Below are 17,485 nucleotides of genomic sequence, written 5' to 3'. Positions count from 1 at the left end.
ATTTAACAAAAAGCAACGACAACTTACTTATTCACCACGTTCATTTCCATAAAAGAATAACGCCACTGTTCCTGGTCCTGTATGTGAACCGATAACTGTTCCTACACTATTTATTTGAACCTTACCATTTAGATTAGGAAACGTTGCTTCCACTAATTCAGCCACTTCTTTTGCATCTTCATAACAGTCAGAATTTGAAATAAAACATTTCCCTGAATAGTTTTCACCATCTTTGGCGTGTTGCTTCATCTCATTCACAATCGCTTTAATAACTTTTTTCTTACCACGAATCTTAGTACGAGGAATTAACTTTCCTTCATTATTCATGTTCATCAACGGACAAATATTTAATAAACCACCGATTGCAGCTGACGTTGCACTAATACGTCCCCCACGTTGATAGTGTGTTAAATCAGTTGAGAAAAACCAATGATGTAACGTTAAACGATTTTCTTCTACCCATTTAGCCACTTGTTCAATGGATTGTCCTTGATCACGCATATCAGCAGCCGTATCTACTAATAAACCATAGCCTGAAGAAGCACCTAATGTATCCACTACCATAATCTTTCGTTCAGGATATTTTTCCACTAATAATTCTTTTGCAATACAGGCTGATTGATAATCTCCTGAAAGCCCTGAAGAAAAAGATAAATGCAGAATGTCTTGTCCTTCTGCTAAAAATTGTTCAAAGAATTTAGTATAGTCATCGGGATTTGATTGTGATGTTATTGGCATTGAACCTTCTTTTATTTTTTGATAAAAAACATCAAACGGCATTGACTGTCCTAAATCATCCAAATAGCCTTCCCCATCCATCGTAAAATGAAAACTTGAGTAATGAATCCCTCGTTCTTCAAAAAATTCTTTTGACATATCTGCAGTTGAGCCACATGTCAATGTAAATAGTTGTTCCATTATATTAATACTCCTTATCTATTGATCCATTCATCCACATATAAAAGGCATCCGAGATCGGATGCCTTTTATCATACAACTTTTTTGGTTATTTTAGTGATATAAATCAAAGCGTCCTTTAGCAAACATTTGTTTCATTCCACCAGTTGCCGCAAGTGATTTATTCATGATAATTTTCTTCAAGAATGACGCTGGGTATCCTTTAACTGATACTTTACCTACTTGTCCTAAACCAATAGTATTACCAATTGAAGCTACAGAACCTTGTGATTCAAAAGTGAACGCTTCAGTTGCTTGGTTATTCAATTGACGTACAATATTCTTAGCTGCAAAGTCACCCATTTTTAATGCGATTTGAGCAGTTGTTGGATATGGACGACCTGATGCTGGATCCATTACAGCAGATACATCTCCAATAATGTAGACATTCTCATGGTCAGATGAACGTAAATCATCAGCTACCACTACACGTCCACGACGTTCTGCAAATCCTGATTCACCCATTACAAAGCTTCCGCTAACACCTGTTGTCCAGATAATAGTTGCAGCTTCTAATTCAGCCATTTCTTCTGTTTCAGCGTTGTCTTGGTAAACAACTGTTTCAGGTTTAATCGCTTTGATTGGTTTACCTGTTAATAAAGTAACACCTAAACCTTCTAATTTGTTAATCGCATAGTTAGCTAACTCTTCATTAAACATTGGTAACAAACGAGTGGCAGCTTCTACACAGTAGATTTCGATATCTTCTGGTTTAACACCCGCTACTTTGGCATATTTAGGTTTCATTTCAGCTAGTGAACCTAATAGTTCAATCCCTGTGAACCCTGCACCACAAACGACAAATTTCAAGTATTTTTTATCTTTTGTTTCTTTGTATTTTTTAAGCATGGCATTGATGTGGTTATTAATGTTAACAGCTGAGTCAATGTTAACCATTTCTAACGCATTTTCTTCTGCACCTGAAATACCAAATGTTTCAGAACGGAAACCTAAAGCAACTACTAAGTAGTCATATTTTAATGCCGCATTGTTTTCTAATTCAACTTCTTGTTGATCCGTATTGATTTTTACCACACGATCTTGTAAGAAAGTTGTCACTTTTGAGTTTACAACTTCTTTAATTGGGTAAGTGATTTTTTCTTTTGGTTGTGTACCGGCTGCTACTTCATGTAAGTCAGTTGCTTCATAATGATAATCATTTTGATCAACTAATGTAATATGAAAATCTCCTGCTTTTTTTTGTAGAGCTTTTAGTGTGCTTAAACCTGCATAACCTGCACCTAAGATAACTACTTCTTTCATAACTGAATTCCACTTCTTTCTATGTTATTAATAGTGTTATTAAATCCTTAAATCTGTTAGAGTCTTTTCAGAAACTTCTCCAAAAATAGTCTAGTTTGCTTACTTAATATTTTGCTACCTATATATATAGATAAACATAAACAAAACGCTATTTAATCTACCTAAATATTTTTTCACAAACTTTCACATCATCAATTCGTCAGCAATCCACACTATATTTGGCAAAGCACTAACTATATTACTAAATTGATCTAGTAAATTCAACTTAAATGCTTCATATTGTGTGAATAACTTACTCTTTAATCAATTAAACGTTTACATTAAAGATAGATATAATTAACATTCTTTTTCTTAACAAGTACCTCCAAAAAGTATCTCTACTTTCTATCTTCTATTATACGATAAACGACCATATTAATTAACTGTAACGTACCGAATGAACACTATCATTTGGCTAAACTTCTAAAACGATTAGCTCTCAGCTGATATCCACTTGTCAATTACTTCTTTTAACTCTGGATACCCCTTATCACGACAAAGTTTCCATAGCTTATTAAATCGCTTAAATACTTCTTCCAAATGCTCAAGCATCTCATCACTTGAACCAAGAGACAATAGTTGTTTAAATAAATATCTCGAAGAAAAGAAAGCAATGTCATATTCTTTATGTTCTATAAGGTGATTAAATTCATCCGTAAATAATTGTGTAATCGTCACCGATAAGTCTTGATAATTACTTATTGTCCACGGCCCCTCCAATTCTACAAACTCTTCTAATTCAATATCAATCCGTTCTCTCATTTGTTCTAAAGACAGATTAGAATCCGAGAGCTCAAATAATTCCGCATATCGATTAAACATCTCTAACGCTTCCTTTAACTCTTTTTCAAAACTTTCATCCATCATTCATCACTCCTCGTTTATTATCAATTAGATTATAACCTATTCACTCTATATATTAGTTTTATAACCAATGTTTCATGAAAAAAATTAATAAAAATATTGATAATTTATAACAAATAAGGAGCAGATTTCTCCACTCCTCATAACTAGACGAAAAATTACTTCAGTAGTTGTTGCCATTTTTCTAAACTAGCTAGATAATACTCCACAAGTTGCGTCTCATAAAGGGTTTGGAAATTAGTTATTGTCCCAATTTCTGAAAAAGAACCTTTAGCCAATATACGTCCTTCCTTCAACATTAGTAAATGATCTGACAAATGCAACGCTAAATTAACATCATGAAACACGCCAAGAATTCCTGATTCTCGTTGATCTCGCCATTGCTTCAAGAAAGCAATCATTTCTAATTGATACTTGATATCAAGATGGTTACTTGGTTCATCGAGTAGTAATAATCGAGGATTTTGTGCCATTATCTTAGCTAAAAAGACTAATTGCTTTTGCCCTCCAGAAAGTTTAACTACTTCTTGTTCTTTTAATTCCCACAACCCTAAATCAGCTAATAACGTATCGACATAATCAAAATCCACTTTAGAATACCCATTGAACAAACCTGTTTGTTGATATCTAAAGCGTCCCATCAAGACGATATCTTGAACCGTATAACCACGTTGAACAACTTGATGTTGACTCAACAAAGCCACTTCTTTAGCTAACGTTTTACGTGGATACTTTTTAACCGATTGACCATTAATCAATATTTCACCGCTAAAAGGCACTAAATTTAATATCGTTTTTAAAAGTGTAGTTTTCCCACTACCATTTGGTCCTAGCACACATACTATCTCGTCATCATCTAATTGAAAGGAAATGTCATCTAAGATTTGATGATTGCCATAACGAACAGAGACACCTTGGATATCAATCATTTAATCAGGTCCTTTCTTTAAAAATAAGTAAGCAAAAAACGGGGAACCGATTAAAGCAGTGACTGCACCGACTGGGATTTCTCTAGGCGCGATGATTGTTCGCGAAATAAGATCTGCAAATACCATCAAGATACCTCCCACAAGTGCTGAAGACGGAATGACCCAACGATGATGATGACCAAATACCTTACGAACTAAGTGAGGGGCTACTAAATCGACAAAACCAATAATCCCGACAAATGAAATCGCTGAACCAGTTAATAAGCAACACAGCCCAATAAAGAATACTTTTAGTTTTTGAGTTTCAAGACCTGTTGTCATTGCCTGCTCATCTCCTAATGTCAAGATATCTAATTCACGTGAAAAGCGTATAAATACTACTAATCCAAGTACTAAGAGCAGCGCTAGCCATAATATTTGAGCATAATGACTACTAGCAAAACTTCCTAGTTGCCAGTAAACAATCGCTTTTAAATAATCATCTGAAAAAACCGATAATAAAGTCAGTAAAGCATTGATAAATAAACCCACGATCATCCCAACCAAAATAATCGTCTGATTATCCATTTGATGAGCTGTTTTCTTTGCAAAAAGTAATACGATTAACACTGTCAAGCAACCAAAAACAAAGCCATTCACAGGGACTAAATAACTAGATAAACCAAGCAACGGCACGCCAATTGTTAACATTAACGCCGCGCCAAAAGATGCCCCTGAAGAGATACCTAATGTATAAGGTGAGGCTAAGGGGTTATTTAATAAGGATTGCATAACGGTGCCAGAAACTGCAATCATCGCACCGACAATAAAACTCATTAGGACACGTGGCAAACGGACATCGAGAATAATCGTTGGCATGATGCCTGCTTCTGAGCGCCCCATTAGTTGGTTCATGATCACTTGACAGACGTCAGCAAAACTAGCTGACGCGCTCCCTATACTGATTCCAATTACTATCACTACTATCGCTATAACCATTAAGCCACTTAATTTCATTCCCTTAGACATGGCTAAACTCCAATTGAGCATATGCTTCTGGATAAAGAATATTTGCCATTTCTTTCATAGCCTCAACAATATGGTGATTAGGAAGGGAACTTGTCATATTATCAATACGATACACCTCTTTTTCTTTAATTGCTGTTACTTGGGCCCAACCTTTACGAGCAACTATTTCATCTATTGGGTCCGGAATATACGTTACATTAGTAAAAATAACATCCGGATTACGTTCAATAGCTGATTCCTCTGTAATAGCCAACCAACCACTTTGATCATGATAAACATTTTTAGCACCAATGGTCGTGATCATTTCATCTAAAAACACACCGCTACCGCATGAATAAATCTCTGGTAAAGCTGCCACTTCAAAGGAGACTGTTTTTCTTTGCTTAATACGGTTGCCCATTGCTTTTAATTGCGCAATGTCTGCCTGCATATTTTCTACTAAAACTTTCCCTTGATTGTGTTGGCCTACGCAATCTGCCACAAATTGGACATCCGCTTGAATACTTTCGATGGTATCACTCGTTGGAATATTAATGACGGTGATACCTACTTGTTTTAGTTGTTTCAAAATTTTTGCCTCGGCATATACATTAATGTCACTGACAAATACCACTTGTGGTTCTAATGCTAACAACATTTCTAAGTCAATCGTCATCATATCAAATCGAGACACCTTTTGATTGGTTTCTTTTAACTGACTTTGATTATCGATACCAACTAATTTCTCACTCTGGCCTAAATCATCTAATATTTGTGTCACAGAAGGCACTAACGACACGATTTTAGTTAAGTTTTCTGGAATCTTAATAATCTCACCCGAACGATCTTCTGTTGGTAATGGATTCGTTGAAGATACTGATAAAACGTCTGAAGTCGTTGGATTTTCGCGGGTTGATGAATCAGAACACCCTACTATCAAACTACTAATAGCTATTAAGCCGGTACTAATTAAATTGTTTTTTTTCATTCCTACTCCCTGTTTACAAAAAGCGACTCTAATCAATAGAGTCGCTTTATTTTAAGTCACCTATTCTTACTACACTAATCCTTGCGCCAACATGTTATTAGCAACTTTTGCAAAACCTGCAATATTAGCGCCAGTCACTAAATCACCTGCTGCACCGTACTTATCGGCAGTATCGCGACAATTTTCGTAAATATTTTTCATAATGGCATCTAATTTGGCATCTACTTCTTCAAATGTCCATGGTAAACGTTGTGAATTTTGACTCATTTCAAGTGCAGATACAGCCACACCACCGGCATTAGCCGCTTTAGCTGGTCCAAATAATATACCCTGTTCGCGATACAATTCAATCGCTGCTAAATCAGATGGCATGTTCGCTCCTTCTGCGATTAAAAAGACACCGTTGGCTATCATTGTTTTCGCTAACTCAGCATTGATTTCATTTTGCGTCGCACAAGGAAGCGCAATATCATACTTAGTAGCAATTGACCAAATCGATTGCCCTTCAAAGAACGTCGCGTTTGGACGCTCGTCTACATAAGACGAAATGCGTGCACGTTTCACTTCTTTAAGGTCTTTAATGATTGCTAAGTCTAAACCTTCTGGATCGTAAATATAACCACTTGAATCACTACAAGCTAAAACAGTTGCCCCTAAAGCTTGTGCTTTTTGAATCGCATAAATCGCCACATTACCACTACCAGAAATGACAACTTTTTTCCCTGCAAAAGAATCGCCACGATCAGCTAGTAAATGCTTTACAAAGTATACAAGACCATATCCTGTTGCTTCTGTACGTGCTAAACTTCCCCACATATCCACCGGTTTACCCGTTAAAACACCAGCACTAAATTGATTTAAACGTTTGTATTGACCATACAAATAGCCAATTTCACGATGCCCTACTCCAATATCGCCAGCTGGCACATCAGTATCAGCTCCAATATATTTTTGTAATTCGGTCATAAAACTTTGACAAAAACGCATGATTTCGGCATCTGACTTACCTTTAGGATCAAAATCACTACCACCTTTGCCACCGCCAATTGGTAGTCCAGTCAAACTATTTTTAAAAATTTGTTCAAACGCTAAAAACTTCATAATACTTAAATTAACCGTTGGATGAAATCTTAAACCACCTTTATACGGACCTATTGCTGAATTATATTGCACGCGGTAACCACGATTGACTTGCCATTTTCCTTGATCATCTTGCCAAGGCACTCTAAATTGGATGATGCGTTCAGGTTCTAATAATAAGTCTAATAAATTATTGGCCTCTACCTGAGGATTTTGCTCTAAATACGCTGCAATCGTTGGCAAAAATTCTTCCACTGCTTGAATGTATTCATTTTGTCCTTCATTTAACGTACGAACTTTTTGACGGATTGCGTCAATATAATGATTTTCTACAACCATATGCTCATCCTTCTTCCTATAAATAATAATAAAAGTATACGTTATTCTTTGAAAAATACCAACTCATAACCTACCAACTTCCTAAAAAAATATGGTACACTACATTAGAATTGGAGGTAATTATATGAACGTAGATAAAGAAGTTATTGTCATTGGCGCTGGAACAAGTGGCATGATGGCAGCTATTTCTGCTGCTACACACGGTGCGCGTGTTATGTTAGTAGAAAAAAATAAACGCCTTGGAAAGAAATTACTGTTAACTGGAGGTGGTCGCTGTAATGTTACTAACAACCGACCAAGTGACGATGTCATCAACCACATTCCTGGTAATGGAAAATTTTTATACAGTGCGTTTTCTCAATTTGATAATCATGACATTATTCGTTTTTTTGAAGATAAAGGCATCAAATTAAAAGAAGAAGATCACGGTAGAATGTTCCCTATAACTAATCGCTCAAAAACCATTGTCGAAGCGTTAACTAACGAATTAAATAAGCAACAGGTACACATTGAACGAGAAGCTGAAGTTGAAAAACTACTTAAAGAAGACAATCGTGTGATAGGCATTCGTTTAAAAGACGGCCGTGAATTCACATCTCACTGTGTCATCATTGCTACAGGTGGTAAAACTTATCCTTATACAGGCTCAACTGGTATTGGTTACCGCTTAGCAAAAAAAGCTGGCCACACGGTGACACCCCTTTTTGCGACAGAATCACCTATTAAATTAGCCGATCCCTTTGTACAAAAAAAAGTCTTACAAGGCTTATCCTTACAGGATGTCACGTTATCTGTCTTAAATGAAAAAGGTAAAATCCGTGTTAGTCACACGATGGATATGTTATTTACCCACTTTGGTGTTTCAGGACCTGCTGCACTACGTTGTAGTATGTTTGTCAACCAAGCATTAGAAAAGCACAAGGAAGCAATTGTTACTCTAGACGCTTTACCGGAAAAAACACTCAAACAATTAATTCATGAATTAACAACATTAAAAGAACAACAACGTGATAAATCAATAAAAAATGCGTTGAAAGGCCTACTACCAGAGCGTTACTTAGAATTCTTATTAACAGAAGCTGACATCGATGGTTCCCGTCCATTCCGACAAGTCGAAGGTCACGAATTAGAACGTTTCGCGCATTTGATTAAAGATTTCCGTATGTCAGCGATTGGTACCTATCCTATTGAAAAATCATTTGTCACTGGTGGCGGCGTTAATTTAAAAGAAATCGATCCAAAAACACTGGAAAGCAAGTTAGTGGAAGGATTATTTTTTGTAGGAGAATTATTAGATATTAATGGCTATACAGGTGGCTATAATATTACGGCGGCGTTTGTAACCGGCTATGTTGCGGGTAAAAATAGTGCCCAAATCGCTAGTTATTTCCGTTATTAAAAAGAAAAGCATTGAAGTATCGTATTAAACTTGGCTATAATAGTATTATCAACTAAACGAGGTGACGAATATGTTTCCACAAAAGAAAATTTTTCAAGCTGAAAAAAATCGTGACTATACCGCTGATTCATTAGCCCATGAGCTAACATTATTAAAAGAAAAAGCCTTTGACGATGTCTCTTATACAGGATTAAATTTAAATCTTGATATGCTAATGAGCCAGAACATTCGTGACAATGAGTTCAAACTGATCCAGACACATGACGGCCTAGCAAAAAAACGTTATGCTGATTGGCATCATGATTTAGTTCTATCTATTGATATTTACAATGCATTTGCAGCCTACACTTCTGCTCATTATCATGACTATCTCCATGAATATGACGAATTCGAGAAGCGTACAGGCTTAGATAAATCAAGCAGTGATTATAAAGACTACTTTGAACAAGGTAATTCTATGTATTTCCACGATGTTTTACACAGTGTCTTTGATTTATCTCGTCGACTAGATTTATCTATTAACAACTTCAAAGAAACATTATCTTTTGAAAATTATTCTTTAAGTGATTATCCACTTCCTGAAAAAATTATTTTTAACAATTAATAACATGAAATAAATAAAAGCGAATTAGTTTACCTTAACTAATTCGCTTTTTACTATATAAAGTAATTTTCCACATAATTCTTCTGTAGATAAATCAATCGTTCCTTCTAACCAATCTACAATAAAACCTGTAATACCATACACATAAAATTTAATTTGCATTTCATTGTGTTCAAATGAACTCTCAACAAACAAATAACTTACCAACCATTGTTCGATATGGTGATTAATGTAACGTTCCGCTCGCTCTTTTCCGACAGAACGATACACATTTAAACTAAACGCCTTATGTTCATCAACATAATCACTCATCGTTTTCAAGTTTTTTGTCAAATTATCCTCTTGCATAAACTGTTCAAACTTTTTTAAAAAATTTTGTTCAATTATCCAATCTACCAACTCATAAATATCTCGAAAATGATAATAAAAGGTTTGACGATTCACTTGGCACCTGTCTGCTAAATCTTTGACCGTAATTTTATCAAGTGGACATGTTTTAATCATCTCTTTTAATGTTTCGGCTAGCGCTGCTTTTGTTAAATTTGTCATCATTTCACTCCAATTTGTTAGACAATTAGGTTACTTTGTCTGAATTTTCAACATTTTCATAAGTTTGTTTATGGTTCTTTTATTATAACAAGGCTACACTTAGTTTGTCACAAGATATGGAATCTTAAGGAGGTTTTTTTATGTACTATAGTAATGGAAACTATGAAGCTTTCGCTCGTCCAGTAAAACCTGAGGGAGTTGAAAACAAACATGCTTACTTAATTGGATCAGGACTAGCATCACTTGCAGCTGCTGCCTTTTTAATCAGAGATGGCCAAATGAATGGCTCACAAATCACCATTCTAGAAGAACGCGATATCGCCGGTGGCGCGTTAGATGGTATTTATGATGATGGCAAAGGGTTTATCATTCGTGGTGGCCGTGAGATGGAAAATCATTTCGAATGTTTATGGGACTTGTTTCGATCAATCCCTTCACTTGAAGAAGAAAATGCTTCCGTTTTAGATGAATTTTATTGGTTAAACAAACGTGATCCTAACTATTCATTACAACGTGCCATCGTTAACCAAGGTCAAGATGCCCATACTGATGGAAAATTTACCCTTTCTCAAACAGCGTCTGAAGAAATTATTAAACTCTTTTTCACACCAGAAGAGAAATTAGCTGATTTAACAATTGAAGATGTCTTTACTGATGAATTTTTCGAGTCTAATTTTTGGTTGTATTGGTGCACCATGTTTGCTTTTGAACCTTGGCACAGTGCGATGGAGATGCGCCGCTATATTACACGTTTTATTCACCATATTGGCGGACTTCCAGACTTTTCAGCCTTAAAATTCACAAAATATAACCAATACGAATCACTTGTCTTACCTCTAAAAAACTACTTAGAATCACACGGTGTTAGCATTCAATATAATACAACTGTTACTAACGTATTATTTGATATCAGCAATGACAAAAAAGTCGCCAAACAAATCGAATATACTATTAATGCTAGTAAACACGCCATCAACCTAACAGAAGATGATTTAGTTTTCATTACAAATGGTAGTAACGTAGAAAGCGCTGATGAAGGGGATCACCACACACCAGCAAAACTAAATGTCGAACTAGGTGGTAGTTGGAACTTGTGGAAAAACATTGCCATGCAAGATAGTGACTTTGGTCATCCAGAAGTATTTTGTGGCAATATTAAACAAAGTAGTTGGGAATCTGCTACCTTAACCACTCTTGACGATAGAATCCCTCCATATATTCAAAAAATTTGTAAACGTGATCCATTCAGCGGAAAAGTAGTAACTGGTGGTATTGTTAGTGTTAAGGATTCCAATTGGTTAATGAGCTTTACCCTAAATCGTCAACCTCACTTCAAAGCACAACCTAAAGATCAATTAGTCGTATGGATTTACGGATTGTACTGTGATGTACCAGGTAATTATGTTAAAAAAGCTCTACAAGATTGTACAGGAGAAGAAATTACACAAGAATTTTTATACCATATTGGTGTACCTGTCGATCAAATCGATGAGATGGCTAAAAATAGTGCGCGATGCATTCCTTGTATGATGCCTTTTGTTACTTCTTACTTTATGCCAAGAAAACCAGGCGACCGTCCACTTGTAGTACCAAAAAATTGTGTCAACGCAGCATTCATTGGTAACTTTGCTGAAACACCTCGTGACACTGTCTTTACAACTGAGTATTCTGTCAGAACAGCGATGGAAGCTGTCTATACCCTGCTTGATATTGACCGTGGCGTACCAGAAGTTTTTGCTTCAGCTTACGATGTTCGTGTTCTATTAGACTCTACTGAAAAAATGATGGACGGCGCTAAATTAAGCGATTTAAAATTATCTTTCTTGAAAAAAGCATTATTAAATAAAGGGGTACATAAGATAGAAGATACTGTCATTTACGATTTAATTAAAGAATATAAATTATTATAAAATCATGAGCCTAGACACTACGTCCAGGCTCATATTTTTTCTATTCAGTGATGGATGCAAATGTTGCGCTAATCAATTGTTGGACATCATGAGGATTAACTTTCATCTGCAAACCTCGCTTGCCGGCTGATAGATAAAAATACGCTAAACTATCCGCAGCTTCTTCAATATAGGTTGGAAACTGTTTTTTCATTCCAATTGGTGAACAGCCTCCACGAATATACCCCGTTGTACTTTCTAACTCTTTTAAATGAAGTAGCTCAACCTTTTTATTTCCACTCACTTTAGCTAATTTTTTAAAATCCACCGTTTGATTACTCGGTATAACAGCGACAATTGGTCCTGTTTTGTTACCGACAACGACTAATGTCTTATAAATTAATTCAAGCGGTGTCCCTAACTGGCGTGCGACATCTACAGCACTCATATGTGCATACTCTTCAATATCAAAGGCACGTTCTTCGTAATTAATATTCTGTTGATCAAGTGTGCGTAATGCATTGGTTTTCGTTACTTTTTTCTTTTTCACCTTGCCTCACAACTCTTTCATTAAAAAATTTGATAAATTAAAACTTTTAGGTAATTGCCTTCTTTAAATGTGCTTGCCGTCACAAAATCACTTGGCAAACGATGTTCTTCTACTTTTTTAAAGCGACGTCCTTCGCTATGAATTCCCTCTTCGACCATTTCTTTGAATTTATCATAAGGTAAATTAGCCACATTCGTTGAAGCAATCAAATAACCATCTGGACGAATTAATGGTGTTACTTCTGCAACTAGTTCTCCATAATTTTTCACGACTGAGAACGTACGCTTTTTATTACGAGCAAAACCAGGTGGATCTAAAATAACCATATCATAGGTTAACGATTTTCGATTAGCATAACGAATATAATCAAAAATATCCATTACCACTATTCTATTGTTATCTAAAGACAACTGGTTAACTTCAAACATTTCTTTTGTTTTTTCTAAACTTCTTTTCGCCAAATCAACACTTACCGTGCTAGCAGCGCCTCCCATGGCCGCTGCGACCGAGAACGCGCCTGTGTAACTAAATGTATTCAATATATCTAAACCGCTTGCTAGACCATCTGCTAAGCGTCTACGGACGTTCTTCTGATCAAGAAAAATTCCTGTCATCATCCCTTCGTTTAAATAAGTCGCATACGTTACGCCATTTTCTTTCACCATTAATGGTTCAGGTGCTTCTAACCCAGCGATATGCTGTGTTTCAGGTAAGCCTACTTGCTCGAAACGATTTTTCTCATAAATTCCTTTAATCATTGGAAAAGCAGCCATGAGTGACTCAATTAGCATGGGTTTGAATGTATAGATAGTTTCGTTATACCAAGAAACCACCGCATACTCTCCGTATCTATCAACCGTCATGCCACCTAATCCGTCTCCCTCACCATTAAATAAGCGATACGCATTGGTTAACTCATTATGTTCAAATCCTTCGCGCTTTTCTCCTGCTTTCAAAAACAAACGCGTGAAAAATTCAGCATCCATTTTTGTTTCCTCTTGGGCAACCATCCAACCGATCCCTTTGTTTTGTTTCCCAATATAACCCGTCCCTATAAATTGCCCTGTATCAGTAACGAATTCATGCCATTCTTTTGTTTTTAATTGATCTTGTGATTTCACTAAATCCCCTTCTATTACTAAGGGATAGCCTGCCATCATTTTTTTTGAGGCTTGTTTTTTTAATTTTATTTTCATGTTGAACACCTTTCTACTATTATATGCTTTTCTATTTTAACATATTTTTTTTGATAAAACCCTTTCTCACTGTTTCTTAATAAACAGTCCTCCTTGAGACTGATTTATCGTGATTTAGATTGACTTTACTCTCATTTATCGGTAAAATATTTTCGATAGTTCATTAATTAACATTTTTTAGAATATACACTTATGAAAACAAACATGAAAGGAAGTCATAATGTTGAAAAAATCCTACAAAGAGTCATGGATTAACACACGTATGGGCTTTTTCTCTCTACTTGCCATTTTATTTTGGTTTAAAACCATTGTTGCTTATATTACAGCATTTAACCTTGGAATTGAGAGTATTACACAGTATTTAATCTTATTAATTAATCCAATCGCCACAACTATTTTTATTCTCGCCATTGGATTGTATGTGCGGAATGAAAAAAGAGCATACACCACCACCTTGGTTTTGTACCTTTTAATGACGTTGTTACTATTTTCAAATGTCGTTTACTACCGAGAATTTTCAGACTTTATCACGATTAACACTATTTTAGGTGTGGGTAAGGTATCCTCAGGCTTAGGAGAAAGTGCTCTTAAACTTTTCTCAATCACTGATATTTTCTATTTACTTGATTTAATTGTTATCGGTGGATGTCTAGCTACTAAAAAAATTAAACTTGATAAAAATCCTATTAAAGGGCGTTATGCCTTTGCGGTAACATCATTTTCAATTTTAATGTTTGCGCTAAATTTAACCTTAGCGGAGGCAGATCGACCACAATTATTATCACGTACGTTCTCTAAAGATCATATCGTGAAATACCTAGGTCTAAACTTCTTTATGGCTTATGATGGGGTTCAAACCTACCAGACTAACCAAATACGTGCTCAAGCTAGCGAAAATGATTTAGTTAGTGTTGAAAAATATGTAAAAGAGCATCATGCAGATAAAAATGATGCCATGTTTGGTAAAGCTGCCGGACGTAATGTTATTTACGTTCATTTGGAAAGCTTACAACAATTCATGATTGATTATAAATTAACCGATAAAGACGGTGTTGAACATGAAGTAACACCTTTCTTAAACAGCTTATTCCATGATAAACAAACATATGCTTTTGATAATGTATTCCACCAAGTAAGCGCTGGTAAAACAAGTGACGCTGAAACATTAATTGAAAATTCATTATTTGGATTAACACAAGGTGCTTTATTTACACAATTAGGTGGTAAGAATACTTTCCAAGCGGCACCGAGTATTCTAAGTCAAACAGAAGGTTATACGACTGCAGCTTTCCACGGTAATGTCGGATCATTCTGGAATCGTAATGATACATATAAAAACTTTGGTTATCAATATTTCTTTGATGCAAGTTACTATGATGTGACCGATGACAATTCCTTCCAGTACGGCTTACATGATAAGGAATTCTTTAATCAATCGGCTCAATATTTAGAACATTTACAACAACCATTTTATGCCAAAATGTTAGCAGTATCTAATCACTATCCATATGCAAAAATTCAAGGTTCAGATGATGAATTACCACTTCCTGAAACAGCAGATGAAACCATCAACGGTTACTTTGCAACAGCACACTATGCTGATCAAGCGATTGAACAATTCTTCAACTATTTGAAGGCAACTGGAATTTATGATAATTCTCTTATCATCTTATACGGTGATCACTATGGTATTTCTAATTCTCGTAACCCTGAATTAGCAGAGCTATTAGGCAAAGATAAAGCAACTTGGAACGAATATGACAACGCACAGTTACAACGTGTACCATTAATGTATCACATTCCAGGAGAAACAAATGGTAGCATCAGCCATACTTATGGCGGACAAATTGATATGTTACCAACATTATTACATTTATTAGGGATTGATAATTCTAAATACCTAATGTTAGGACAAGACTTATTCTCTAAACAACACGAACAAGTCGTTGCTTTCCGTAATGGAGATGTCATGACACCTGATTACACAATCATCGGCGACAACGTCTATGATAATCAAACAGGGGCAATCAAAACAACCATTAGTCCCGGCGAACAAGAAACCATTGATAAGCTAAAAGATGACGTACAACAGCAACTATCTACATCAGATGCTATCAATAACGGGGACTTAATGCGCTATTACAGCGCTAGCGGTTTGCAAGAAACTGATATCACAACTGTTAATTATCGAGATCAACTTAAACAATTAGAAACCATTGAAGCAAAAAAATCAACGAGCCTTTACTCTAAAAACAATAATAAAACAACCGTTGATAAATATGTCAGAGATGATGAAACAATAAATAAATAAAACTAACTAAAACTATCCCTCTTCTATTAAACTGTAGATGAGGGATAGTTTTTTATAATATAGCCTATAATAAAGGCTCTTCGTCAAATAGTGTTGATGGGCTCAAATTCGCTAAAATAAGTGACTAGGTGAAGTGTAAAAGCTTCACCTTTTTTATGTGATATTTTGGAAAATTAATCCTTGCGAAATATAAATTCTATCACGTAAGTTTCTAAAGTTACGATAGCCGTAGGAAACGCGTTTAATTAATTTGATTTTATTGTTGATACCTTCGGTAATACCATTAGAATAAGGCAGAATCAAGGCATTATAAATGCCTTGATTCTGTCGATTGAAGAAGGTTAATTTCTTTCTAAACCAGTTAGGAAGCTCTTTAGATAAGTCATTTATTATATGAAAGAAGTTCTCTACATCGGATTTCTTGCGATAGTGATGTAAGAGCTGGATGGTATCGTATGCTAGTCGTAGACGCTCATCATAAGTTAATAGTTCATCAATAATTTCCTGTTGGAAAAGTTCACGTTTAAACAAATAATGATAATGTGAATGCTTATTATCTAAAGTATCAGTATCTTTTAAAAGGAGTTTCCAGTAACGCTTCAATCTGCGATATTTCTTCATATCTTCTGAATGATGATTTCGGAAGGTATTCATGATATTGATACGTAATTGATTAAAGCTACGGTTAATGTGTTGGACAATATGAAAACAATCCGTGACAATTTCAGCACAAGGAAAAACTTTCTTGATTAGTTGCGCATAGCTACCATTCATATCCATGACTAAGTATTTAACGGATTTGCGTACTTTAAGAGAAAACTTCATGAAATAACTAGCCAACTTCTCCAATCGTCTGTCCTCTAAGAGGACAAACAGCTTATTCCTAACGCCGTCAACGCAAATAAAGCTCATAGAGCCTTCACATGATTTCATTGATTTAAATTTATCAATACATAGAATACTTGGTAGGTGATTGTAGTTAATTGTCCGTTGTTTAGCTAACTCTCTTTGTATACGTAACACAGTTACATCAGAAACAAAGTACCGTTCCGCAATATCTTTACGAGATACAATACGCTTTAATTCCATCATGATTTGATAGTTTAATTCACGGGAAATATGATGATTGCGTTCAACGGTAGGTGTTGAGGCGATAAAAGTAGCACCACAGGTGTAACATCGAAATCTTGAACGATGCAGCTTTAGATACGTCAGTCTATTTCTAAAGGGCAGTAATTGTGTTTTGGTCGTTCTATATCCGTTTTTAACGATTTTTGAGCTATCTAGTTCACCACATTTTTCGCAGCAAGTCGGGCGATAGGTTAATACACCTTCAATAATATAAGCCAGAACATCTTTTTTCTTTTCTTCTTTTAACCAATCTTCTGCAAAATATATATTTTTATCTTCCAATCCAAGTAATTTTCTAGTATGCTTATCCATAAGCGACCCCTCCGATATATTTGGTTTTAGTCGACTTTAATTTTATCAGGTTGAGGTCTCTTTTTTTGTCTAAAAATCAAAAAAAGTGTTAACAGAAA

General features: G+C 35.4%; 15 protein-coding genes. 4 read left to right on the top strand and 11 right to left on the bottom strand.

Features of this window, described 5'->3' with window-relative positions:
* Positions 1-27: 27 nt before the first annotated feature.
* The 7 genes from E4Z98_RS02030 to gdhA form a co-directional block, all read right to left on the bottom strand.
* Entirely contained in the window at positions 28-918 is an 891-nt protein-coding gene (locus E4Z98_RS02030; protein ID WP_135255032.1) for a DegV family protein, read from the bottom strand.
* 93 nt (positions 919-1,011) lie between these two features.
* Positions 1,012-2,220: an NAD(P)/FAD-dependent oxidoreductase gene (locus E4Z98_RS02025; RefSeq protein ID WP_135255033.1), complete on the bottom strand. Its 1,209-nt coding sequence runs from the start codon at positions 2,218-2,220 to the stop codon at positions 1,012-1,014.
* A gap of 471 nt (positions 2,221-2,691) precedes the next feature.
* A complete protein-coding gene (locus E4Z98_RS02020) occupies positions 2,692-3,126 on the bottom strand; it encodes a hypothetical protein (RefSeq protein ID WP_135255034.1) in 435 nt (144 codons plus the stop codon).
* 155 nt (positions 3,127-3,281) lie between these two features.
* The gene (locus E4Z98_RS02015) at positions 3,282-4,052 is read right to left on the bottom strand and encodes an ABC transporter ATP-binding protein (RefSeq protein WP_135255035.1); all 771 of its coding nucleotides are present in this window, start codon (positions 4,050-4,052) and stop codon (positions 3,282-3,284) included.
* Positions 4,053-5,060 (bottom strand): FecCD family ABC transporter permease, encoded by a 1,008-nt coding sequence (locus E4Z98_RS02010; protein WP_135255036.1) that lies wholly within the window; start codon positions 5,058-5,060, stop codon positions 4,053-4,055.
* A complete protein-coding gene (locus E4Z98_RS02005; RefSeq protein ID WP_135255037.1) occupies positions 5,053-6,027 on the bottom strand; it encodes an ABC transporter substrate-binding protein in 975 nt (324 codons plus the stop codon). The genes E4Z98_RS02010 and E4Z98_RS02005 overlap by 8 nt, the downstream gene beginning before the upstream one ends.
* A 69-nt stretch (positions 6,028-6,096) precedes the next feature.
* Entirely contained in the window at positions 6,097-7,446 is a 1,350-nt protein-coding gene (gene gdhA, locus E4Z98_RS02000) for an NADP-specific glutamate dehydrogenase (protein ID WP_135961162.1), read from the bottom strand.
* Between the two features lie 124 nt (positions 7,447-7,570).
* Here gdhA and E4Z98_RS01995 point away from each other — a divergent pair, with 124 nt between their 5' ends.
* Complete coding sequence (locus E4Z98_RS01995; RefSeq protein WP_135255038.1) at positions 7,571-8,845, top strand: BaiN/RdsA family NAD(P)/FAD-dependent oxidoreductase; 1,275 nt, start codon at positions 7,571-7,573, stop codon at positions 8,843-8,845.
* 70 nt (positions 8,846-8,915) lie between these two features.
* On the top strand, positions 8,916-9,449 hold the full coding sequence (locus E4Z98_RS01990) for a hypothetical protein (protein ID WP_135255039.1): 534 nt from the start codon (positions 8,916-8,918) through the stop codon (positions 9,447-9,449).
* Between the two features lie 24 nt (positions 9,450-9,473).
* Here E4Z98_RS01990 and E4Z98_RS01985 read toward each other — a convergent pair whose 3' ends face one another.
* Positions 9,474-9,998, bottom strand: coding sequence for a TetR/AcrR family transcriptional regulator C-terminal domain-containing protein (locus E4Z98_RS01985; RefSeq protein WP_167790954.1), 525 nt, complete (start codon positions 9,996-9,998; stop codon positions 9,474-9,476).
* Positions 9,999-10,138: 140 nt separating this feature from the next.
* Here E4Z98_RS01985 and E4Z98_RS01980 point away from each other — a divergent pair, with 140 nt between their 5' ends.
* Positions 10,139-11,908 carry an oleate hydratase gene (locus E4Z98_RS01980; RefSeq protein WP_135255041.1) on the top strand — a complete coding sequence of 590 codons (1,770 nt, stop codon included), beginning with the start codon at positions 10,139-10,141 and terminating at the stop codon, positions 11,906-11,908.
* Between the two features lie 40 nt (positions 11,909-11,948).
* Here E4Z98_RS01980 and ybaK read toward each other — a convergent pair whose 3' ends face one another.
* Both ybaK and E4Z98_RS01970 read right to left on the bottom strand, forming a co-directional pair.
* Positions 11,949-12,437: a Cys-tRNA(Pro) deacylase gene (gene ybaK / locus E4Z98_RS01975; protein WP_135255042.1), complete on the bottom strand. Its 489-nt coding sequence runs from the start codon at positions 12,435-12,437 to the stop codon at positions 11,949-11,951.
* A gap of 20 nt (positions 12,438-12,457) precedes the next feature.
* Complete coding sequence (locus tag E4Z98_RS01970) at positions 12,458-13,633, bottom strand: class I SAM-dependent rRNA methyltransferase (RefSeq protein ID WP_135255043.1); 1,176 nt, start codon at positions 13,631-13,633, stop codon at positions 12,458-12,460.
* A 223-nt stretch (positions 13,634-13,856) separates the two neighbouring features.
* Between E4Z98_RS01970 and E4Z98_RS01965 the strand changes: the two genes are divergently transcribed.
* Complete coding sequence (locus E4Z98_RS01965; protein ID WP_167790955.1) at positions 13,857-15,944, top strand: LTA synthase family protein; 2,088 nt, start codon at positions 13,857-13,859, stop codon at positions 15,942-15,944.
* 153 nt (positions 15,945-16,097) lie between these two features.
* Here E4Z98_RS01965 and E4Z98_RS01960 read toward each other — a convergent pair whose 3' ends face one another.
* Positions 16,098-17,387, bottom strand: a complete 1,290-nt coding sequence (locus E4Z98_RS01960) for an ISL3 family transposase (RefSeq protein WP_135961161.1) — start codon at positions 17,385-17,387, stop codon at positions 16,098-16,100.
* Positions 17,388-17,485: the final 98 nt, after the last annotated feature.

Source organism: Vagococcus xieshaowenii (assembly GCF_004792515.1).
Lineage (GTDB): Bacteria > Bacillota > Bacilli > Lactobacillales > Vagococcaceae > Vagococcus_A > Vagococcus_A xieshaowenii.
The sequence above is the reverse complement of the archived record's forward strand: the minus strand, read 5'-3'. Positions and strand labels throughout refer to the sequence as shown.